This is a genomic window from Lunatibacter salilacus, from assembly GCF_009797935.1.
Classification (GTDB): domain Bacteria; phylum Bacteroidota; class Bacteroidia; order Cytophagales; family Cyclobacteriaceae; genus Lunatibacter; species Lunatibacter salilacus.
Map to the genome: position 1 here is coordinate 215,527 of NZ_VOLC01000005.1, position 20,515 is coordinate 236,041.

General features: G+C 41.6%; 22 protein-coding genes. 9 read left to right on the forward strand and 13 right to left on the reverse strand.

The window, feature by feature from the left end:
• Positions 1 to 50: 50 nt before the first annotated feature.
• Positions 51 to 1,124, reverse strand: a complete 1,074-nt coding sequence (locus FQ608_RS09110; RefSeq protein ID WP_158857663.1) for a metallophosphoesterase — start codon at positions 1,122 to 1,124, stop codon at positions 51 to 53.
• 205 nt (positions 1,125 to 1,329) lie between these two features.
• Positions 1,330 to 2,379, reverse strand: coding sequence for a hypothetical protein (locus FQ608_RS09115; RefSeq protein WP_158857665.1), 1,050 nt, complete (start codon positions 2,377 to 2,379; stop codon positions 1,330 to 1,332).
• Positions 2,380 to 2,670: 291 nt separating this feature from the next.
• Here FQ608_RS09115 and FQ608_RS09120 point away from each other — a divergent pair, with 291 nt between their 5' ends.
• Complete coding sequence (locus FQ608_RS09120; RefSeq protein ID WP_158857666.1) at positions 2,671 to 3,672, forward strand: polysaccharide deacetylase family protein; 1,002 nt, start codon at positions 2,671 to 2,673, stop codon at positions 3,670 to 3,672.
• Between the two features lie 385 nt (positions 3,673 to 4,057).
• Here FQ608_RS09120 and FQ608_RS09125 read toward each other — a convergent pair whose 3' ends face one another.
• Entirely contained in the window at positions 4,058 to 4,330 is a 273-nt protein-coding gene (locus FQ608_RS09125) for a DUF6364 family protein (RefSeq protein WP_158857668.1), read from the reverse strand.
• A 39-nt stretch (positions 4,331 to 4,369) separates the two neighbouring features.
• Between FQ608_RS09125 and FQ608_RS09130 the strand changes: the two genes are divergently transcribed.
• Positions 4,370 to 4,603, forward strand: coding sequence for a hypothetical protein (locus tag FQ608_RS09130; protein WP_158857670.1), 234 nt, complete (start codon positions 4,370 to 4,372; stop codon positions 4,601 to 4,603).
• A 184-nt stretch (positions 4,604 to 4,787) separates the two neighbouring features.
• Here FQ608_RS09130 and FQ608_RS09135 read toward each other — a convergent pair whose 3' ends face one another.
• Genes FQ608_RS09135 through FQ608_RS09145 form a run of 3 tightly spaced genes read right to left on the reverse strand, consistent with a single transcriptional unit; the run spans position 4,788 to position 7,450 of the window.
• Complete coding sequence (locus FQ608_RS09135) at positions 4,788 to 5,516, reverse strand: sulfotransferase-like domain-containing protein (protein WP_234364142.1); 729 nt, start codon at positions 5,514 to 5,516, stop codon at positions 4,788 to 4,790.
• Positions 5,503 to 6,438 carry an aminotransferase class IV gene (locus FQ608_RS09140; protein ID WP_158857672.1) on the reverse strand — a complete coding sequence of 312 codons (936 nt, stop codon included), beginning with the start codon at positions 6,436 to 6,438 and terminating at the stop codon, positions 5,503 to 5,505. Before FQ608_RS09140 ends, FQ608_RS09135 begins: the two co-directional genes overlap by 14 nt.
• Before the next feature lie 49 nt (positions 6,439 to 6,487).
• Positions 6,488 to 7,450, reverse strand: a complete 963-nt coding sequence (locus FQ608_RS09145; protein ID WP_158857674.1) for a Kelch repeat-containing protein — start codon at positions 7,448 to 7,450, stop codon at positions 6,488 to 6,490.
• A gap of 272 nt (positions 7,451 to 7,722) precedes the next feature.
• Between FQ608_RS09145 and FQ608_RS09150 the strand changes: the two genes are divergently transcribed.
• From FQ608_RS09150 to FQ608_RS09160, 3 genes are all read left to right on the forward strand, one after another.
• Positions 7,723 to 8,406: a carboxypeptidase-like regulatory domain-containing protein gene (locus tag FQ608_RS09150; RefSeq protein ID WP_158857676.1), complete on the forward strand. Its 684-nt coding sequence runs from the start codon at positions 7,723 to 7,725 to the stop codon at positions 8,404 to 8,406.
• A 148-nt stretch (positions 8,407 to 8,554) separates the two neighbouring features.
• Positions 8,555 to 8,980 carry a DoxX family protein gene (locus tag FQ608_RS09155; RefSeq protein ID WP_158857678.1) on the forward strand — a complete coding sequence of 142 codons (426 nt, stop codon included), beginning with the start codon at positions 8,555 to 8,557 and terminating at the stop codon, positions 8,978 to 8,980.
• A gap of 142 nt (positions 8,981 to 9,122) precedes the next feature.
• Complete coding sequence (locus tag FQ608_RS09160) at positions 9,123 to 9,560, forward strand: MarR family winged helix-turn-helix transcriptional regulator (protein ID WP_158857680.1); 438 nt, start codon at positions 9,123 to 9,125, stop codon at positions 9,558 to 9,560.
• A 52-nt stretch (positions 9,561 to 9,612) separates the two neighbouring features.
• Here the strand turns inward: FQ608_RS09160 and thrC are convergent, their stop codons facing one another.
• The 3 genes from thrC to thrA are packed head-to-tail and all read right to left on the reverse strand — an operon-like array spanning position 9,613 to position 14,360.
• Positions 9,613 to 10,911: a threonine synthase gene (thrC, locus tag FQ608_RS09165; protein WP_158857682.1), complete on the reverse strand. Its 1,299-nt coding sequence runs from the start codon at positions 10,909 to 10,911 to the stop codon at positions 9,613 to 9,615.
• A 54-nt stretch (positions 10,912 to 10,965) separates the two neighbouring features.
• On the reverse strand, positions 10,966 to 11,904 hold the full coding sequence (locus tag FQ608_RS09170) for a homoserine kinase (protein WP_158857846.1): 939 nt from the start codon (positions 11,902 to 11,904) through the stop codon (positions 10,966 to 10,968).
• Positions 11,905 to 11,912: 8 nt separating this feature from the next.
• Positions 11,913 to 14,360, reverse strand: coding sequence for a bifunctional aspartate kinase/homoserine dehydrogenase I (thrA, locus tag FQ608_RS09175; RefSeq protein WP_158857684.1), 2,448 nt, complete (start codon positions 14,358 to 14,360; stop codon positions 11,913 to 11,915).
• A gap of 375 nt (positions 14,361 to 14,735) precedes the next feature.
• Here thrA and FQ608_RS09180 point away from each other — a divergent pair, with 375 nt between their 5' ends.
• Positions 14,736 to 14,918, forward strand: coding sequence for a hypothetical protein (locus FQ608_RS09180; protein WP_158857685.1), 183 nt, complete (start codon positions 14,736 to 14,738; stop codon positions 14,916 to 14,918).
• Here FQ608_RS09180 and FQ608_RS09185 read toward each other — a convergent pair.
• Genes FQ608_RS09185 through FQ608_RS09195 form a run of 3 tightly spaced genes read right to left on the reverse strand, consistent with a single transcriptional unit; the run spans position 14,915 to position 16,801 of the window.
• A complete protein-coding gene (locus tag FQ608_RS09185) occupies positions 14,915 to 15,388 on the reverse strand; it encodes a nuclear transport factor 2 family protein (protein ID WP_234364143.1) in 474 nt (157 codons plus the stop codon). The genes FQ608_RS09180 and FQ608_RS09185 overlap by 4 nt on opposite strands.
• Positions 15,378 to 16,073, reverse strand: coding sequence for a head GIN domain-containing protein (locus tag FQ608_RS09190; RefSeq protein WP_158857687.1), 696 nt, complete (start codon positions 16,071 to 16,073; stop codon positions 15,378 to 15,380). Before FQ608_RS09190 ends, FQ608_RS09185 begins: the two co-directional genes overlap by 11 nt.
• A 50-nt stretch (positions 16,074 to 16,123) precedes the next feature.
• Positions 16,124 to 16,801 carry an SDR family NAD(P)-dependent oxidoreductase gene (locus FQ608_RS09195; protein ID WP_158857689.1) on the reverse strand — a complete coding sequence of 226 codons (678 nt, stop codon included), beginning with the start codon at positions 16,799 to 16,801 and terminating at the stop codon, positions 16,124 to 16,126.
• An 86-nt stretch (positions 16,802 to 16,887) separates the two neighbouring features.
• Here FQ608_RS09195 and FQ608_RS09200 point away from each other — a divergent pair, with 86 nt between their 5' ends.
• From FQ608_RS09200 to FQ608_RS09210, 3 genes are all read left to right on the forward strand, one after another.
• The gene (locus FQ608_RS09200) at positions 16,888 to 17,766 is read left to right on the forward strand and encodes a mechanosensitive ion channel family protein (protein ID WP_158857691.1); all 879 of its coding nucleotides are present in this window, start codon (positions 16,888 to 16,890) and stop codon (positions 17,764 to 17,766) included.
• Positions 17,756 to 18,094, forward strand: coding sequence for an MGMT family protein (locus FQ608_RS09205; protein ID WP_158857693.1), 339 nt, complete (start codon positions 17,756 to 17,758; stop codon positions 18,092 to 18,094). The genes FQ608_RS09200 and FQ608_RS09205 overlap by 11 nt, the downstream gene beginning before the upstream one ends.
• Before the next feature lie 230 nt (positions 18,095 to 18,324).
• A complete protein-coding gene (locus tag FQ608_RS09210; RefSeq protein ID WP_234364144.1) occupies positions 18,325 to 19,044 on the forward strand; it encodes a sugar transferase in 720 nt (239 codons plus the stop codon).
• Here FQ608_RS09210 and FQ608_RS09215 read toward each other — a convergent pair.
• A complete protein-coding gene (locus FQ608_RS09215) occupies positions 19,038 to 20,495 on the reverse strand; it encodes a sodium:solute symporter (RefSeq protein WP_158857695.1) in 1,458 nt (485 codons plus the stop codon). The two genes, FQ608_RS09210 and FQ608_RS09215, sit on opposite strands and share 7 nt — an antisense overlap.
• Positions 20,496 to 20,515 lie beyond the last annotated feature (20 nt).

The window sequence follows — 20,515 nt, forward strand, 5'->3', positions numbered from 1 at the left end:
ATGTCAGTCTCTCTCTGTAATGTACCGCTAGTAAAGAAATCAATTATCGCTTAATCCAACTCGAAGGAAAAAGTAGCAAACTCGTCAGTTCCCCATGCCAAATGCCTCGTGTTGGGTGAGATTGCGAACAGAGGTGAATAAGTCTTAACCAAAACGGAATTCCCCTGAAACTCCAACCATCTTAGCCAACCATCACCGCCATTGCCGTGCCAGCCTCCCCCTAGCGCTTGTGCATTGAAGGTCATTTGATGGACTTTTTTACCGGCTGCATTGGAATCTGTACGGAACCCAACGTGACCTGACTTATCATTGGGTGCTCCGATATGACCGGAAAAAACCATCTGAATGTTCTTCGAAGGTTGTACCAGTTTTTCCCAAATAGCCTTCCCATAATTACTGTCGGAAAGGGGATATCCTTCTGTTTCAATATGCTCACTGTTCCGGTTAAGGTATGAATGTGCCAAGAGAATTACCGTGTGATCTTGATATTCCTCCTTATTGACCGTCTGAATGGCCCAGTTTAAGCTTGCCTCCCTTGGTGCAAATTCTAGCACCATTACTAAAAACTTCCTGCCTTCAGGAGAAATAAACTCATAGGTGGCATTGATAAGCGTAGGCATACCCGTCTCATCCAACGCCACATCCCGAATCATTTTTTGATTATGGTGATTTTTTCCAATCGGGAAATAATCGTTATAGGAAGTTTGTCGGTTTTCTACATTGACTATTCCGAAATCATGATTTCCGGTAGTGGCGATTACGGGAACATTCTTATCCAAAATGGAAAATGAGCCAGAAACCGCCTCCCATTGTTGTGTTCCAGTCTGATTTGCAGCAACTCCGTCGGGGTTTACAAGTCCGTTTTGTTCTACCAAGTCTCCTACCTGTACAACCAACTTCACATTCAAGGGATCGATATGCTCATCCACCCAATTGAGCATTAAGTCCAATATAGGCTGATTGCGTTTGAATTTCATGTAGGATTGAGTGTCCGGAATCAATACCAGTGACCAGGCATCGGGATTTTCCAAAGCTGGAGCTTTATAGTCGCCATGTTGTGCAAATCCCCCATAGGTAAATAGGAGAAAAAATATAGCCAAAGGAAACACTGAGTATTTATTCATAGGAATTGGGTTTAGACAATATATTTGAGTTAACGGAATAAATATACAAACTCCTTCCTATTTTTCCCCAACAAGAAATTATCATTTTAAAAAATGATATGCCACAATTAAAATCAAATGCCCTACAACCATTTCATAAAAAATCCCCAACAGATTGAACTGTTGGGGAGAATGACGTTTACAGCTAGCAAGCCTATAGACTAAATCAATTGTTTAAATTGATAACCATCTTACCCAAGGACACTACTACTTTTAATAGCCTGTCATGAATGTTTTTACGCGCATCAGGGAATGAAGCACGGTTGTAGCAGTCACTAAAATCACTCAAATGTAGAAACAGCTTACTTCCTCCATCCGCCAACTCAACGCTAATCTTGAGTCCGCTGGTAAACTCCAGCTGTACCAGATCCATGGGCCCAAGTTCAGGAGGTCCTTTACGACCCGTTAGTTTATTCTGAAAAAGCTCCTTCTTGTAATCTGAAATAGTCACGAGCTCTTCATTGATGCTGTCCGAGGGAGCTTTGAGACGAAACCGGTCAAAAACCTTTTTGTTTTGCCCCTCAGAAGAAATATTAAAGGTCTTTTCCCCATAGAGCTTATACATTATCTGTAGGTCTACATGGTGAAAATAGATACTTGACTCCCTTTTGACGAGTCGGGTTACCATATCCAAAACAAACAAGATACAGGCCTTTGTATTTTCCTCTGGATCCGTGTTAAATAGAATATGATTTCTATCGTCACAGGCCAATGCTGTCAATCCGCTTTCTTGTTCCTTTTCCAAAGCAACTTTGAGGGGAATATATCCCACATGGGATTCCCTATATCTGCCTTCATTTCTGATGACAATCTTATCTATTTGTTGGGAAAGAATATTTCCTTTTATAACAGTCTTTTCCTTGGCTTCATCGGGACCATTGGCAGTCAGAAAATGGTCTACCATTAATGCCGCCTGTTGGTGCGCATTAAGTACCAGAAATTTACCTTCTCCGTTGAGATAGCCTATAATCATCCTTTCCAAGGCGTTGTCGAAACCTAGAACAAAATCCAACTCACGCTCTTTGGCGGCTTCTCCCATAGGTAGAAGAAACTTAAAATTCAGATTCTCGTCATCTACCTTTTCCGGATCGTAATAGCGGATTTCTCCTTCAATGTCTTTAAGCAGATCATCTAATGCAAGGGATTTGGCATGTTGGGGAAGATACAATATTCCTTTAATTTTTCTTCCTTCATTAGAATCTTCAATATTTTCCATTCGTATATAGTTGTATTATTTCTAGAGAGAACCTGAATCGGCGGGGATTTTTGGACTTTCCTCGACTTGGAGGATAAACTTTTGCTAAAATTATGTTCTTAAGCGTTAGAAAGCAAATGAAACATTATTACCCTGCTCCAAAAACGACCTAAATTCCGGCGGAGATTTACCTACTTTTGCTAATTAGCACCGACTGATATTTTCCGCAATGAGCCATAGTCCATTTGTCTTTTTTAACGTAATTATAAGACAATATAGAGAGAATCAATCAAAATTAAATTAAAAATTGACATGAAAAAAACATCTTTTGGATTTTATTATTTAGTGGCATTTTTGCTGATTAGCCAAAACAGTTTCTCCCAAACTTACGCTGAAAAACTGGGTTACCCCAAAGATGCCAAGGTCATTATTTTTCACGTTGACGATGCGGGCATGTCCTACGAAGCAAACGAAGGGACCATCTTATCCATGGATCAAGGGGCTGCCAATTCCTGCTCGGTCATGATGCCCTGTTCGTGGGTTCCCGATTACTTTTCCTACCTAAAAGAAAATCCTGACACCGACGCTGGAGTGCACCTCACGTTAACATCAGAATGGAAAGGTTATCGCTGGGCGCCTGTTTCTGGCGGCCTGGCAACACCAACTTTGGTAGACCCCCACGGCTACTTATGGCCAGCCGTTCGGGATGTGGTTACACACGGAGATCCTGAGGAACTTTATGCTGAGATCAAGGCACAGGTGGACAAATTCATCGCCATGGGATTTCAACCAACTCATTTAGATTCACACATGGGCACCCTTTTCGCCAGTGAGGCATTTTTGAAAAAATACCTCCAACTGGGAATGGAATATCAAATACCTGTGATGTTTCCCGGAGGTCATGCTACCTGGATACAGCAGGAAAGTAATTCGTCCACATTGAATGTTGAGCAGTTGCAAGCGATCGGGAAAACACTTTGGGATGCGGGTCTACCTGTACTCGACGATCTACATACTGACAGCTATAGCTGGAAAATAGATCCATCCATCGAAGGTAACGACGATAAAATCCAGGCATACAAAACAGAAAAATTTATTGAAACAGTCCGCATGCTGCAACCGGGTGTGACGCAAATCATTCTCCATGCAACAAATTCAACTCCGCATTTTGAGCTAATTTCTCCAAGTGCTTCCCTACGGAAAGGGGACATGCTGGCTATGATGGATCCCAAGTTTCAGCAATTTCTTGTTGACGAAGGCATCATTTTGACTACATGGAGAGAGCTTATGGAGCGAAGAAAGCAGGTGAAGTGATCTGTGATGTGGTGATCGAAAATGTGTTTGATTTGGGATTTTAGATTTAGGATTTCAGATTTGAGATTTAGGATTTTTAATTAGAAACTAGAATTATAGGAAAGATGATTTAGATTCAAGTATGAAAGGTGGGACATTGAATATTGAAAAAGTAGTTATTTACCTATTTTAAACTAAATCATTAGATCACTCCATCACCAAATCACTGGTTCTAGGGATTTAAGATTTAAAACGAGGACTGTAAACCAAAAATCTCTATTTGAAAAAATATGAACAAACCGTCCTTGATGGGTGGAAGACCGGCGATGAATGGATTTAAATTTTTTGTTGGGCATGGGTTGGAATTGCTGGCCTATCTAGAAAAAAATCTAAGAGAACATTGGCATCAAACAGGATTCTGTTCGTCATATTCTACTGATTTTACTTTATAATATTCCTTTTTAAAATCAAAATCGGTTGGGAAATCAACCTTGGATTTTGGAAGTGTTTTCACAAATTCCACTAGAGACATTTCTTTGGGAAACTTGGAAGGGTGCCTTAACAATTCCTCAAAATGTTCCTCTATCAGACTAGAGATACTGGTCTCTTGAAGATCTGCGTATTTTTTCATTTTCCGGATCAGGTCTTCCTTGACCGTGATATTTAGTCGCTTTTTCATAGGTATTTTCCGAACAATTATACGTATAAAGACGCTGACATGTATGGAGTTTGGATAGATGGTAAAAGAATTGCAAATATGGATTTGAATAACTACAGCCATACTGATTTCGCCCAATTGTTTGTAAGTAAATTGGAGAAGAATGCCGTTAATTACGGTAAGCATTATTTTCAGGTAAACTTAATGACAATTGACCACTATGATGCCTATTTAAAGAGGGCTCCAGAAAATAAGGAGAAATACCTTATCGGTTACCGTATGGATAAAAATTAAAGACGGGTCAATTTCCGCAAATGAGTTGACTTAAAAAGCCTCGGATGGATCCGGGGCTTTGGTTTGTTTACCTCTAAACTCAACCTTCACTATCACCAAGGGTGCGAAATATCTACCACTAATGGTGTAGAATCAAAGTACAAGGGATTGAAGTCGTCCTTTATCTTAAAAGGCAGGATATACGCTACAGACTAAATTTCATCAACTCCTCATAAAAAGGCTGACAATCATCAAGAAGACTCCGTAACTTCTCAGGAAAGGGTCTTTCTTTCGGTTTGTAGGGAGCAAATCCGGTGGAACGATGAACATTGGAATACCAGTAAGGTGCCCAAATACCGTCTTCCTCCCGCGCCCCTGCTGACCATGAAAGCATTTCCGGAGAGAAGGAAATCCCCAATTTATGACAGAGCGACTCCAACTGCCGACTAGGGTCCATCAGAATGGTTTTGGAATCTACCACCGTTACCGGAATCCCCCTACTTATTAGATCATGCATTAGATCAACTTGGGATTTATAGCCCACATCGTGCATTTGAGGATTGTCTATCACTTCCCCAAAAGACGAAAGCATCTCAACAGGTTCTCTCGTCAGAATGACGTTTTCTCCCTGCGCCATAAAACTTCTGTCTAGATCCAGCAGATGGTGGCACATGTTTTTGAAAAATACTATAGGTTTTTCCGTAGTTGTTAGCATCATCTTTACTACCTTATCCCCATCATGCTCCATGGTTTCTAGAATCTCTTTCGATCCCGGGTGGTATTCTTTTGCTTCTGTATGACTCAAATAATACCCATAAAGGGGTTCGTCATAAACCTTCGTATCGGATCGTTGTGCAAACGCATACATCAGGGCAGTGGAGATATTTCTTGGACCCGACCATAAAAAGATCCGCTTTGTTTTACCTGTTCCCATTATTTTCCTCACTCTCTATTTCCTCCTGAATCAGGGAATCGTACCAATCACTAAGCTGTCGGGTAACAGGCCCAAAGGACCCCTCCCCGATAATCTTGCCATCAATTTTTATCACGGGTGTGAGCCCTCCAAAAGTTCCAGTCACAAATGCTTCATCTGCGCCATAAACATCAAAAAGTGAGAAGTCTTTTTGACGGCAGATCACGTCATACCTCTCACACAATTCAATCACATGACCTCTGGTGATCCCATTCATGCAATATTGCCCGGTAGAGGTCCACAATTCCTTACCCTTTACGATAAAAAAATTTGTGGAATTGCAGGTGGATACGAAGCCGTTCACATCCAACATCAGCGCCTCGTCGGCTCCTGCTTCTATAGCCTGTATCAGCGCCTGAACCTCGTGGAGTTTACTGTGGCAGTTGAGCCTGGGATCCAAATAATCCGGTGAACCCCTGCGGATAGTACTCGTCCACAAGCTAATGCCACGGTTTTTGTTCTCAACAGAAGCTTGCTTGTGTTCTGCGACGATGACGACATTCGGTCCGGAGATGGTGAAACGGGGATCTTGGGAGGGGGTTTTTTTGATGCCGCGGGTGACCATTACCCTGACATGAACATGATCCTGCATCTGATTGGTATCCAAGGTTTCCTGAATATTTCCCTTTAGGTCTTCTTGGCTAAAGGGAAGATGCATGCCTATGACTTTAGCCGACTGCCATAACCGATTCAAGTGTTTGTCTAAAAAAAGCATCTTTCCCGCATGATAGCGGAACGCCTCCCATACACCGTCGCCGACCAAGTAACCACTGTCAAACACAGAAATCTTCGCTTCCTCCCTTGGAAACAACTCTCCATTTATCCAAATTTTAATATCCGCATTTCGGGAATCAGTCACTGCATTATGTGTTCCTTTGACCATATACTATATTAATCTTAAATCTCCCGTCGACGTTGTTAAGGGTTGCTAATTATTTTAAAACTTCTATACTGGTAAGTTCAGGGTTGCCGCCTCGATTTCCGCAGCCGGCAGCTACATAAAATTTCCCGGCAATGGGCACTACCTGCATGCCGTGACGCCCACGCTGCAAGGGTGCGATCTTCTTCCAAGCTTTGCCCGGTTCGTAATATTCAACGTTTGCATGGGCTGCTACTTGATTGATGCTTTCTCCACCAACTACGATAAATCCGTTTTCATATGCCACGGTAGAGCTTCCCGCCCGTTGGGTTGGGAGGTCATCCGGACTACCAAGTGTTTCCCATTTTTTCTGACTAAAATCATATACGTCCACTTCTCCATAGGTGAGTTCAAAGGTGTGTCCTTCTTTCGCAAAGGATTTCCTGCCGCCTACTGCATACAGCTTGTCATCTACCACAACAGCTTGAAAGTGGTCACGAACTCGGGGCAAGCTAGGCAAGGTTTGCCACTCGCCTGTCTTAGGATCATATTCATCCAAATAATCCCTATTATCTGCCCAATGTCCGTCCTCGATGCCACCCACTACATAAAATTTATCGTTATGCACAACTACACCAGCGGCTCCTCTCCTTCTGTTCTCAGGAATTTCATGGCTTTTGGTCCACTCGTCATTCTCGGGATCGTAAATATAAACATGAGGTATCGGAGTCTCATGCGGATATCCTCCTGTAAAGGCGCCAATAACGTATATTTTATCCTGATAGGGTACGGCCTGATAATGGTGCATTTCCAAGGGTGCCATCGATTTTGTTTCCCATGTGTTGGTGGCTGGGTCATAAGCTTCAACAGGTTTCATTCCCCTCCCCCCCATTAAATAAAGTTTGTCGCCCACGGCGGCAGCTGCACATTCATGCCTCGCAGTGCATTCGGTAGGTGGTTTAAGGGTAGACCAAGTTTGGGCATGTACACTAACGAGTAGCAACAGCGCAGGGAAAAGTGATAACAGCTTTTTCATGTAAATAGGTTTAGGTAAATTACAGTACAAGTTAGACAATTCGGCTGTAAAACGTGGTCTATACAATCAAAATCTCGCTAATAAACCCAACAGAGCTTTTCATAATTTCAACAACCTTTTAAATTTGATGCTTTTCTATACCCATTTTTATTTTGTTAAAATTTGGTTAACAAACTTATAAATTGTTAAATACCCCGTTAACGAAAGTTAAAATCTATTTTTTTTAAGTACTCAGGCCTAAATTTAGTTCCTCCATTCCAACAATCTTAATCATGACGTTTAACTTCTGCTTAATTTGGCAATTCATATTGGTTTTATTGTTTATTTATAGGTCATCCAATGCGCAAGAAGACACTTTTACTTATAGTGGCAGGTTGCTCGATGCCACGACTCTTCAGCCAATAAACGGCGCTCACCTTTTGGGCCCCCAGCAGCAAACCACCAGTGGTACAGAAGGCTATTTTGAAATTCCCGTAAAACCCCACACGAAAATAAAAATTTCGCATGTCGGGTATGAAAGTAAGGTTTTGGATGTAGGAGCATCCAAAACGCCATTGCAGACTATCACACTGTTTCCGGTCACTGTTGATCTTGACGTTGTCACAGTAAGGACGTTACCCGAAGAAGCTGAATTCAAACAGCTGATTCTGCAAGCAGAAATGCCATTTAGTCTGGTAGAAGCAAATCTTAAGCAAAACATGTCCTTAATCGGTAGGATAAAACATTTGGGATATTTTTATGATATGAACAGCTATGACATGTTTTTAGGAAATGTAAAAGACGGAGGCACGGTGAGCTTTTTATCCAACAATCCCTCATTGGGCATTTTGGGTTTGATTCGTAGACTTCGGCAAGACAAAACCGTACCTAGCAGAACACCTCAGTCTAATCATACCCCATCGCTCTGGAAGGCATACAAGCGAAAAGAAGGCGAATACAAGTGGCTTTTTGAATGAAAAAAATCGAAGTCAAACGCTTTTACCAAAGCTGAGATAAGCAATTTTTAAGGAAATATTAAGAAAGATGTTTTGAAATTAAACCTTTCGCCAATTTATGTCGTGTACGATATATGATAAAACCAAACCAATAACTCTGCAGACAAGGATGGATAATTATGTAAAAACCACTTTTTTACAGCATGCGCTACGAATCATTTTGGGTTCGTTTATGGTATTGGCCGCTATTGGCCACCTAACCTTTCAACGGGAGGAATTCCAGGCACAGGTTCCGACCTGGATCCCTTTAAGTAAAGACCTGGTGGTGCTATTATCGGGTATTGTGGAATTTGCTCTGGGGATAGGAATGCTTTTTTGGAGGAAAAGACGGGTTTTGGTTGGTATAGCCTTAGGTGTTTTTTTCATACTGATATTTCCAGGCAATGTGGCCCAATATACAAATAGCATTGATGCCTTTGGACTTGACACAGATCGTGCGCGATTGATTCGGCTGTTCTTTCAGCCTGTCTTGGTGCTTTGGGCACTTTGGTCAACAGGTGCTGTTAAGGCATTTAAACAGCGGAGTACTCTCTAATGATTGTAGGTGGCATTTCACGAAATTTTTGATTGATAAGGATGGAAATCCCGTCAAACGTTTCAGTCCAACTTCCAAATCCGATCATATTGAAGAGAATTTCAAAAAACTGTTATAGATTTGAAATGTAAAAGTAAACCCCATGTATACCGAACTTCTAAAACTGGAAAATCAAGTATGTTTTCCGCTATACGCTACCTCTAGAATAATTACAAAGCTTTATCAGCCCTACCTGAACGAACTGGAAATCACTTATCCGCAATACTTGGTGCTGATGGTTCTATGGGAAAATGACCATCGAAACGTTTCAGATATCTGCTCTTGTTTGCTCTTAGAAACAAGCACCCTCACTCCCCTGCTGAAAAGGCTCGAAAGTAAGGGATTTATCAGAAGAACCCGTTCAGCTACAGATGAGCGAAGTGTCATTATAGAATTGACCGACAAAGGTCTACAAGCTAGGGAAACTGCAGCACCCATTCCCATGAAAATATTTGAGTCAATCAAGTCCGATAAAATTTCCACAGAAGACATCCTTCACGTAAAATCCGTGCTTACCGAAATCATCAAAATGAAAGCGTAACCATAATCCATACTCAAGTTTTTTATACAAAAAAAGCTAGTTATAGTATTAATCAAATGGAGCTTAACAAAAACTTCTTAAATGCCGCATAATCATTGGCCATTGGGGAGACTTTCTTCTCTCCTTTCATAAAGGACTCCAAGCGATCCGGAAGGACTAAGGTTTCACCAAGGGTTTCCTCTACTACCTGTCTGAATTTGCCCGGATGTGCTGTTTCCAAAAAAACACCTACATAACTATCAGGATATGCGCTCATAAAATCTTTTAATCCCAAGTAGGCTACAGCGCCATGCGGATCCATGGTGTAATCTGTTGATTTCTTTACAGCAAGCATGGATTCACGGGTAGCCTGGTCAGTATAAAAACAACCGGTAACATTTTTCTTCAACAGAGCCTCATCTCCTCCATATAAGGCTAATAGCCGATAAAAATTACTTGGATTACCTACATCCATGCTATTGCTTATAGTCTGTATGGAAGGTTTGGCCATAAATGGCATCCCCTCTAAAAAATCAGGTACTATCTTATTAGTGTTGGTAGCTGCCACAAACATGTCAATTGAAAGCCCCATTCGCTGGGCTAAAATCCCGGCGGCTAAATTACCGAAATTTCCACTCGGTACCGCAAAAACCACTTTTTTATCATTCCTTGGTAAACGGGATACGGCATAAAAGTAATAGAGGCATTGTGGAATCCATCTGGCAATGTTGATGGAATTGGCGGATGTTAATAGCATCTTTTCCTGTAAGTCAGCATCCAAAAAGGCTTCCTTAACCATTCGCTGACAATCGTCAAATACGCCCTCTACTTCCAATGCTGTTATGTTGCCTCCCAAGGTCGTAAACTGTTTTTCCTGCAGTTCGCTAACTTTTCCAGAAGGGTACAGAATCACGACATCAACACCATCTATACCATAAAACCCGTTGGCCACAGCACTGCCTGTGTCACCGGAAGTAGCGACAAGTACCTTTACCTTTTTCCCATCAAGCAACAGGCTCATCAACTTCGAGCAAAATCTCGCTCCAAAATCCTTAAAGGCTAATGTAGGTCCGTGGAATAATTCCAAACTAAAGACATCCTCTTCTACCTGGACCAAAGGAGCGTCAAACTGCAAGGTATGAGCTACCAGGTCCTGAATCTGAGCTTCCGACAAGTCTTCAGAGAAAATAGCACTAATAACCTCAAAACCTATTTCCAGAAAAGACATTTCCGGCATCCGCTTAAAAAAAGAAGCCGGAAGTTGCGGAATGGTCACTGGCATATAAAGCCCCTGATCTGGAGCAAGTCCTTTGATGACAGCTTCCTGAAGTGAAACAATATGTGCCGGATTATTGGTACTGTAAAATTTCATGATTGGTTCAATGGTGTGAAGTTGTCCCGATTACCAGTTTGGCTGAAAAAGGGATTATTTTTTTTCTTCGATAACGTATGCTCCACGCGTATTGATGGCTGACACGTACAGGTCTATATCAAGTCCTATCTTCTCAAATACTTCCTGACTGATTCGGCTTACTTCCCAGGCGATTTCTTCCGACGGTGAAAGTATAAAGATAGTAGGACCAGAGCCTGAAATTCCACATCCCAAAGCACCGGCCATTTTGATGGCCTCCTTCACTTCATCGTATCCAGGAATAAGGACCGACCTCGAGGGTTCTGCAATGACATCATTCAGGGAGCGGCTGATAAGGGCCATATTTTCTTGGTATAGCCCAGCCACAAGTCCTGCAATGTTGCCTGATTGGGTGGTGGCATCCTTCAGCGACACATGCTGTTTCAAAACACTTCTGGAATCTGCTGTATTCAACACCAAATGTGGGTGAACCAGGGTACAATAAAGTCCACGAGGTACATTGAGCGGGATTACATCGAGCGGATGGTACTCCCGGATCAACACAAATCCACCAAAAAGGGCTGGGGATACATTGTCCGCGTGACCTGCCCCACAGGCTACCCGCTCCGACTCTATCGCAAATGGCAATAAGGCTGCCTTTTCAAATGGGTTTCCCAACAGCCGATTTGTAGCAACTAGGGCAGCGACGGCACTCGCCGCACTGGATCCCATTCCGCTGCCCAAAGGAAGGCCTTTATACAATTCGATATCCACGCCCCCCTTATAATTCATGGCCTTAAGCATGGCATTTACTGCGACCCCGCAGGTGTTTTTATCAACCTCATATGGCAGCTTGCCCTGATCCCCTTCAATCAAGGTAACTTTGATCTCTTGAGAGTCATTTAGACTTACAGATACTTTGTCTCCCAACCCATCTACTGCAAAGCCCAAGATATCAAATCCACAGGAGACATTGGCCACGGTAGCTGGTGCAAAAGCGGTAACTTTTTTCATTTCCATGATTAGCGGGAATAATTTCCTAAGCGGATAATGTCTGCAAATACGCCGGCAGCAGTAACATCTGCGCCAGCACCTGGGCCTCGAATGATCATTGGGAATTCATGGTAACGTTCCGTAGTGAACAGAATCATATTGTCACTGCCCTCCAACGCATAAAATGGATGCTTACTGTTCACTGATTTCAATCCTACAGACGCTTTTCCGTTTTCAAGTACCGCCATAAAGCGTAGCTTTTCACCCTTCTTATCCGCCTCGTCCAAAAGCTTTTTGAAATGGTCATCGTGGGCTTTAAGTTTTTCCATAAACTCAGAAATCGATTTGGCATGGACACAGTCTTCTGGTACCATGCTTTGTACGGTGACGTCCTCAAAGTGAAGATCCTGTTCGGCCTCCCTTCCAAGAATTAAAATTTTGCGCGCTACATCCATTCCACTCAGGTCATCCCTCGGATCCGGTTCGGTATAGCCTTTTGCCTTGGCATTAGCCACTACCTCACTGAACGGAATGCCTTTACCTAGTTCACTAAAGATAAAGTTCATGGAACCGCTTAACACCCCTTCGATTCGGATCACTGAGTCTCCGCTGAGGATAAGATCCTGAAGGGTGTTAATGACTGGAAGGCCGGCGGCTACGTTGGTTTCGTAAAGGAACTTAATATTTCGCTGACCGGATAGCCTTTTCAACTCCTTATATTTTTCCAAGGGGCCCGAATTAGCCTTTTTATTTGGTGTCACGATAGCCACTTTGGATTCCAACACCCGCTGATAGCAATCTCCTACCTCTTGGCTTGCCGTACAGTCCACCAAGACCGAATTGGAAAAATTCATGCTGTTCATGGTGTTTAAGAACACATTCAAGTCCATAGGAAGGTCCTTTTCCGATGGAACAGGACTTGTAGAAAGGTCAAACCCATCTTCATCAAAGGACATGTACCTGGAATTCGCCAGTCCATGAATCTTGATGTCCAACATATAATCCGTCTGCAACTTTACCAATTGAGTATTGATCATTTTCGTCAACGCTTTACCGATTAGCCCCACACCAATTAGAAAGAGGTGTAATACCTTATTATCTGCCAAGAAAAAGGCTTCATGCAATGCGTTAAGCCCCTTCTGCAAATCCGTTTGTTTGATTACCGCCGAAATATTCAGTTCGGAGCTTCCTTGAGCTATCGCCGAAACGTTTATATTGTTTCTTCCAAGGGCCTGAAATAGTCTTCCACTGGCCCCTGGATGGTGTTTCATGTTTTCACCTACAACTGCTATCACGGCCATATTCGGCATGATGGCAACCTTGTCCATTTCGCCGGCAATGATTTCGAAATGAAACTCCTGTTCGATGACTTCGCTCGCTTTTTCCGCATCAGAGGATTTTATAGCCACACAAATACTGTGTTCGGAAGAAGCCTGACTAATCAGGATTACGTTGACTTGGCTACGGGCCAAAGCACCAAAGACCCTGCTACTGACTCCGACAACTTCTACCAATCCTGACCCTTGGATATTCAACAATGAAATGTGACTCAAAGAGGATATCCCTTTGATCAGTTTGGTAGTCTCAGTTTCCTCACAAATGAGGGTACCCGTATTTTCAGGTTCAAAGGTGTTTTTAATATAGATGGGGATTTTCCTCCGCATTGCAGGCTGCATCGTGGCTGGAAAAACCACCTTGGCTCCGAAATGCGAAAGTTCCATCGCCTCATTGTAACTCAGTTGAGGTATGGTAATGGCGGAATACACTAATTTGGGGTCCGCCGTCATAACTCCCGACACATCCGTCCAGATTTCCAACGAATCCGCTTTGAGAGCTGCGGCGAAAATCGCTGCGGTATAATCCGAACCGCTTCTGCCCAGGGTGGTCGTTTCTCCTTTATCTGTGGCCGACACAAACCCTGTGACCACCAGCATGTCGTTTGTTTTGGTATAAAGATCCCAAATTAGTTGGTTTGTTGTGGGGAAATTCACCTTGGCATTTCCAAAGTTGTCGTTGGTACGAATTACGTCCCTAGCATCCACATAAAGGGTATCCAATCCCTTTTCCCGAAGAGCTTCAGCTAAAATGAACGCCGAAATCCGCTCCCCGAAACTTACAACATAGTCGGAGGTTCTGGCAGAAAATTCTTTTATTAAAAAAATACCGTGAAAAAGGTCTTCCAACTCATTGAAACGTACCTTTACATAGGTCAGCACGGAAGATTGTTTCTGGACGTTTATCAATTGCTTTACCAAAAGCATGTGCCTTTTTTCCATCGCCAAAAGCAACGGCTGGTAGGCAGAGTCATTTCTTTTGGCCAATTCCGCACATTTCAACAAATCCTCCGTCACACCTCCAAAGGCAGAAAAAACAACAGCTATATCATCCTTAGCTTTTGCTTGGCTGACGATTTTCAACACATTTTTTATCCTATCGATATCGCCTATGGATGATCCTCCGAATTTGATAATTTTCATTGCTATGTATGGGATTAAAAGGTATATGTAAAGGCTATGGAAGACCTCTGGAAAAGGGGTAATATGGTAAAGCAAAACGGGATTACCCCGTAATTGAAATTAATGTGGCCGTGGTACGGGTAGAAAAGTTGACGCAGGTAAACAACTGAAAGGTTTCAGAGCCCGATATTTCTGTAGACATATTTACTGCGAAATCCATGCTTGTTTATTTGACGCACAATTCTAAGGACAAATTTTATATATCACAAACTTTTTCCCTTAGAATTGGTGAAAGATATATTTATTGGAGAAGTTTGTGCAATGATCTCTTGTTTCGACAAATATCAGTGAATTAATCTTTTTATCACCATTTAATCGTTCAAATCTATAATTTACATGCGGATCAAAACTGCTTTTATTTTTGGAATAGTTATTTTCCTGCTGTTCGTCCTGTTCCGTGGCAGCATTAAGGATAACGTAGGGCAACTGGTGTTTGTGGCCGCATTTATCATTTTGGAAGGATATGTGGTCTATTCCATTGTCAGCGTATATCAGAAGCAAAATAAAAACAGGCACTAGTCACAGCCTTCTTTGTTCCGGGTATCTATAATATGGACGATTTTCCACCCCATTTCTGTTCTTATCAACTGAAATGAATTGACACCACAATGGCTGAAGTTGCCATCTACATAAAATCTATATGGGGTCCAGGCATGGGCCATGTTGCCGTCTATCAGGATTGCCATGGACAAAATCTCCTCATCCAACACCGATGGACTCGTCTCCACTCGGGAAATGAAATCAGCTACATTTGTATTGCCAAGGGTAGCAAAATCTCCTGCATCCAAAGTTGTGTTCATTATCGCATCTGCGTGAAAGGACCCTTGCAAAACTCGGAGATTTTTAGATTTCATTGCCGAAAAAAAATCCGTAAGCAAATTTTTAATGTCAGATTCTCCTGAAACTACTTGGGATTTGGACTGACAACCAACCAATAGGAGAAGGCTAAATGCAAATACCCACCCAAGAACTAATCTGTTATTTCTCATTAATAGACCCACCTGTATTGGTCTTAATATCAACTATATTCGGATCACCGGTATACACGACCCTTCCCCTCGTTGCCGCAGTACCCTTTATGGATTCATTAACATGAAAACTCCCTTTGGCGTTGGTGTTAATTCTAACTGTGGCATTATCCGTCACAAGCTTTTCCCCATCAATTTCAGCATTGGTATATGCAGAGAAATCCAGATTAGTTGCTTTTCCAGTCACAAATATTTTGGCATTGGTCTGTGCGTCTACCAGTAGATCCTGGGCATTAACCTCCGCTTCTATATAGCTGCTTGTGGCCGCGAAAAGTTTGACAGCTTTCTCGGTAATAGGGTCTTTTATAAAAACTTTCGCACTTGTGGACGCACCTATTTCCTCTAAGCTAACATAAGTTATTGTTGCTTTTACCGTACTTGCTTTTGGACTTATTCCTGAAACTTTCAGTTCCAACACCCTGTTGGTTACCTTGGATTCCACTTTTGAAAGTTCAACCCCGGAAGCAGTTATTTCTATCGCATGAGTATCTCCTTTTACCAAGGTTGCGTCTATACCACTTGATACCTGAATACTGTTAAATGCAGCTAAGGCCCTTGATTCCTCTACTGTCTGTGCATAGGAGACCGTTGTGGTAGCTACCACTAGTATGTAGCAACACGATATAAAATTTCTAAAAACTTTCATTTCGGTTTAATTTATAAGTTACTTATAGAACTATGAGGTGTGAAAGTAGATTACACTCCTCCGTAAAGCTTGAATGTCATGTTACGTAGGGCACCATTATTTGCCGCATAGTGCATCGCCTCCGCGATATCGGCAGGACTTACCCACTTAGTAAAATCACTCTCCGGCATGCTCTCTCTGTTTTGGGGTGTATCAATTATACTTGGTACAAAGACGTGAGATCTAATGGATGTATCAGCCACCTCTTTGGCTGTATATTCAGCCAAATCCATAACCAACCCTTTACTCAAAGCGTATGCCAATGCACCTGTACCCGTCTCTTTTTCCAGAGCCGGCCTGGCTCCCACAAAAAGAAAACTGCCATGGTTTGCCTTTTTCATTACCGGCAAGAAATACTTGACCATGTTAAAAGCACTGAAAAAATTAAGCGTAATCATATTATTCAGGTCCTGGGTACTGGTCTTTTCAATGGACCCTCCTGCATACCCACCAACCAATAGGGCAATACACTCTACTTCACCATATTGAAGCGCATATTCCTTAGCAAAGGCCTTGGCGGCGCCATCTTTGGTAACATCTACCTCATATACATCATCCGCCTCATCCAGTTCATCGCCGCTACCTGGTTCAATAATGGCGATAACTTTGTATCCTTCCCGTTTAAATTTGCTTACTACTTTTCTGCCTAAATTTCCCGTGCTACCGGTAACTATGATATTTCTATTCATTTTATCTATTTTTATTATGCAAACAGGTAATTTTGTCTCCGTTCTATCGAATTTGTTAAAATTAAGACTAATTTTTGAATTACCCCATGAAATCCAAAAAAGACCAGTTAGAGCTTAGAGAAAGAAAAACCCGGGCAATCTTTTTATTAAAGATCTTTGTGTATGTCGCCTTTCTGCTCTTTTCCGGTTTATTGGGTGAAATTGCCGCTCCTTATTTTCCGAAAATTCAACGACTGTTGAATGCGGTAGAGATCATCGTCGCCGGAAACCTGATTATTTCCCTTGGCAGAATAATCTTGGTCCGTTTCTATCTACGGAAAAAACGGAGAGCCGGACTTCATGCCAACTTTGTGCTTGGTATAAATCATATAGCGGGAATTTTCAATGTGTTGATTGTTTTACTAAGCATCATGGTGCTTTTTGATATTCAGCCACTGGAATTCTTGAGTAGCATTACGATCGTGGCAGCAGCAATTGCACTGCTTTCCAAAGATTACATTACCAATATGATCAATGGACTGATTCTTATGTTTTCAGATCAACTTACTCTAGGAGACTATATAAAATTTGGTGAAATAAAAGGGAAAATTCAAGACATTACCCTTCTCAATGTCGTCATTGTGAATGAAGACGAAGACCTAGTTATGATCCCAAATAGCCTGATCCTTTCCTCCCAAGTTATCAACCACTCTAGACAGAATGTCAAAAAAATTACTTTGGAATTCGAAGTGAAATTAAGTCCACATCTGGATTTGGGAAAGTTGGAGAGCGCACTGAAAATTTCGCTAACACCTTATTTAGCGGCAATCGACATTGATACGTTTTACATAAAAACCCTGTCAATTCAAAAAGATTCAGTAAGAATAAAGTTACAAGTTCAACTTACCCATTCAGAAAGGTCAATGGAAAAAGAGATAAAGAGAAAACTTAACCAAAGGATAATTTTATTGACAGGTGAAAACTAAGCGGGAAAATTTTTTCGATCAAGTGTACCAAGTAGTGAGGTTAATACCTGCTGGAAGGGTCACCACCTATGGAGCTATAGCAAATTATTTAGGAGCCAAAGGGAGTGCTCGGTTGGTGGGTTATGCGATGAATGCGGCCCATTCCTATCCTGATATACCTGCCCACCGTGTAGTAAATAGGGTAGGATTACTTACCGGGAAGCATCATTTCAACTCACCCACCGAAATGATTGAAAGGCTAAGCAAAGAAGGGATTGATATTAAAAATGATATTGTTCAGAATTTCGGTTTTCATTTTTGGGATCCTCAATGCAATCTGGATTTGTGACCTGTTATAGCATTTAAAGTTAAAAAATTGTTATTCTTACAAGGCTTAATTTTAAATTGATAGAGAATTTAGGCACGACTTTTGAACTTTCGAGTTTAATGTGTTAATTTTATTGTTTATCAAAATACTTATTTATAAATTTGAAATGCATTTTTCAAGTTTCAAAAACAATAATCCCGCTACTAAAGTTTATCATATCTAATTTTATTTGATTAAAATCTACAATTTGAATGGAAAGTTTTATGGCAGGAGTTCTAATTCAGGAAGCGCAGCCTAGTAGGGTTAAGAAAAAACGAAAAGATTCATCGAAAAAAGCCTTACCATCGAAATTTTCAAACGCGCCTAAGCGAAAGCTTAAGCGTGCAAAGCTTAAGCGTGGTTTTGATTTTTTTACAAGTCTTATTTTATTTATTGCCGTCTTTTCTTGGCTATTTCCTCTAATTGGATTGATTATCAAACTCGATTCCAAAGGACCTGTTTTTTTCAGGCAACTTCGGCACGGAAAAGACAACGTTCCTTTTTATTGTTATAAATTTAGGTCAATGTATGAAAATGGAGAGGCAGACACCAAACAAGCCACGAAAAATGACGCAAGAATCACCCGGATAGGAGGGCTTTTGAGAGGAAGCAGTTTGGATGAACTTCCCCAGTTTATAAATGTTTTAATCGGTGAAATGTCAATTGTCGGTCCCCGGCCGCATACCATTCCAATGAACGATAAATTCTCAGAAGAAATAGATAATTTCATGTATAGGCACACTGTCAAACCTGGCATAACCGGCCTGGCTCAGGCTAAGGGATTCAGGGGAGAAACAAAAGATTTCTATGACATCAATTCAAGATGTAAATTAGATATTTTCTATATCGATAACTGGTCCTTAATCCTGGATATTAAAATTATAATCTGGACGTTTTTTTCCTTGATTTTGAAAAAAACGGATGTCTATTGATTTTTTTCAGGCGGTTTAGAAAGGATCCACATCCCCAAAAACATCAAAAGTCCGTTAAGGATCAAAATTTCGAAACCAAATTTATAACCCCAAAACCAATTTTGGGAGTTTAGAGAAATGACAAAAGCAAAGAGGGGAGCCAATAATGCAGGTAGTGGCACCCATTTGTCAACAACCTGTCGATCAGTGAATAAGCCGAAACTATAAAGTCCCAATAATGGGCCATAAGTATAGCCTGCGATAATGAATACGGCATTGATTACACTTTGGTCGTTCAACCACTCTACCACCAAAATTACCAGAAACATTAGAAATGCAAATCCCAAATGAACGGTTTTCCGGACGGATACTTGCTTTTTCAATCCGTATTTTTTCTGAATTTCAAGAAAATCAAAGCAGAAGGAAGTCGTTAGTGCCGTAAGGGTCGAATCCGCACTGGAATAAGCCGCCGCTGTTATTCCTAAGACAAATACAATTCCAGCAAAGGCCGAGAAATAAGAGGTGGCCAGTAAGGGATATAATTCATCGGTCTTGGCAGGGATCGGTATTTCCTTGGCATCCGCATAAATAAAAAGCAATACGCCCAAAGCCAAAAATATTAAATTCACAACTACCAATATATTGGTAAACCAAAACATGTTTTTCTGAGCATCTCCCAAATTGCGACAGGTCAGGTTTTTCTGCATCATATCCTGATCAAGACCCGTCATTACGATAACGATAAATGCGCCCGACAAAAACTGCTTAAAGAAGTTAGTCCCTTCCTGCCAGTTCCAGTTAAAGATTTTGGAATTGGGGTGTGAAGAGACGACGTCTATCAAGTCCCCTACCCCGCTAATTTGCAATTCGTCCATGACCAAATGAATACTGACACCTACTGCGGCTAGCATAAAAAATGTCTGAAGCGTATCTGTCCAAACAACTGTTTTTATCCCCCCCCTAAAGGTATACAGCCATATGAGCATGACGGTAATAAAAACAGAAACCCAAAAAGGAATCTCCCAATGGTCAAAAAGAATCAGCTGCAAAACGCTGGCAACTAAAAAAACCCGAATAGAGGAGCCCAAAGTCCTGGATAGGATAAAGAAAAATGCACCTGTTTTATAGGACCAAAAGCCAAAGCGTTGCTCAAGGTAGGCATAGATCGAAACCAGATTTAACCGATAGTAAAGGGGTAGCAAGACCTTGGCAATAACCGCATAGCCCACCGTATACCCTAAAATCACCTGAAAATAGTAAAAGTTGCTATTGCCAACTTCTCCGGGGACTGAAATGAAGGTGACTCCCGACAAGGAAGCTCCTATCATGCCAAATGCAACCAAGAACCACGGTGACTGCCTGTCACCGGTAAAAAACGTATCTTGGGAAAGCTTTCGGGTAGTAAACCAAGAGATGATGAACAACATCAAAAAATAGCCTGTTATGACTATTAAAATTAAATTGGAATCCATATACGATTACGATAGAAAGC

Coding starts and splice junctions, on each gene's coding strand:
- FQ608_RS09150 (WP_158857676.1), top strand. CDS start 7,723: ATGACGTTTAACTTCTGCTTAATTTGGCAATTCATATTGGTTTTATTG.
- FQ608_RS09215 (WP_158857695.1), bottom strand. CDS start 20,495: ATGGATTCCAATTTAATTTTAATAGTCATAACAGGCTATTTTTTGATG.
- FQ608_RS09120 (WP_158857666.1), top strand. CDS start 2,671: ATGAAAAAAACATCTTTTGGATTTTATTATTTAGTGGCATTTTTGCTG.
- FQ608_RS09160 (WP_158857680.1), top strand. CDS start 9,123: ATGTATACCGAACTTCTAAAACTGGAAAATCAAGTATGTTTTCCGCTA.
- FQ608_RS09195 (WP_158857689.1), bottom strand. CDS start 16,801: ATGAATAGAAATATCATAGTTACCGGTAGCACGGGAAATTTAGGCAGA.
- FQ608_RS09110 (WP_158857663.1), bottom strand. CDS start 1,124: ATGAATAAATACTCAGTGTTTCCTTTGGCTATATTTTTTCTCCTATTT.
- FQ608_RS09140 (WP_158857672.1), bottom strand. CDS start 6,438: ATGGTCAAAGGAACACATAATGCAGTGACTGATTCCCGAAATGCGGAT.
- thrC (WP_158857682.1), bottom strand. CDS start 10,911: ATGAAATTTTACAGTACCAATAATCCGGCACATATTGTTTCACTTCAG.
- FQ608_RS09185 (WP_234364143.1), bottom strand. CDS start 15,388: ATGAGAAATAACAGATTAGTTCTTGGGTGGGTATTTGCATTTAGCCTT.
- FQ608_RS09135 (WP_234364142.1), bottom strand. CDS start 5,516: ATGGGAACAGGTAAAACAAAGCGGATCTTTTTATGGTCGGGTCCAAGA.
- FQ608_RS09155 (WP_158857678.1), top strand. CDS start 8,555: ATGGATAATTATGTAAAAACCACTTTTTTACAGCATGCGCTACGAATC.
- FQ608_RS09210 (WP_234364144.1), top strand. CDS start 18,325: ATGGAAAGTTTTATGGCAGGAGTTCTAATTCAGGAAGCGCAGCCTAGT.
- FQ608_RS09190 (WP_158857687.1), bottom strand. CDS start 16,073: ATGAAAGTTTTTAGAAATTTTATATCGTGTTGCTACATACTAGTGGTA.
- FQ608_RS09200 (WP_158857691.1), top strand. CDS start 16,888: ATGAAATCCAAAAAAGACCAGTTAGAGCTTAGAGAAAGAAAAACCCGG.
- FQ608_RS09125 (WP_158857668.1), bottom strand. CDS start 4,330: ATGAAAAAGCGACTAAATATCACGGTCAAGGAAGACCTGATCCGGAAA.
- FQ608_RS09180 (WP_158857685.1), top strand. CDS start 14,736: ATGCGGATCAAAACTGCTTTTATTTTTGGAATAGTTATTTTCCTGCTG.
- FQ608_RS09170 (WP_158857846.1), bottom strand. CDS start 11,904: ATGAAAAAAGTTACCGCTTTTGCACCAGCTACCGTGGCCAATGTCTCC.
- FQ608_RS09130 (WP_158857670.1), top strand. CDS start 4,370: ATGTATGGAGTTTGGATAGATGGTAAAAGAATTGCAAATATGGATTTG.
- FQ608_RS09115 (WP_158857665.1), bottom strand. CDS start 2,379: ATGGAAAATATTGAAGATTCTAATGAAGGAAGAAAAATTAAAGGAATA.
- thrA (WP_158857684.1), bottom strand. CDS start 14,360: ATGAAAATTATCAAATTCGGAGGATCATCCATAGGCGATATCGATAGG.
- FQ608_RS09145 (WP_158857674.1), bottom strand. CDS start 7,450: ATGAAAAAGCTGTTATCACTTTTCCCTGCGCTGTTGCTACTCGTTAGT.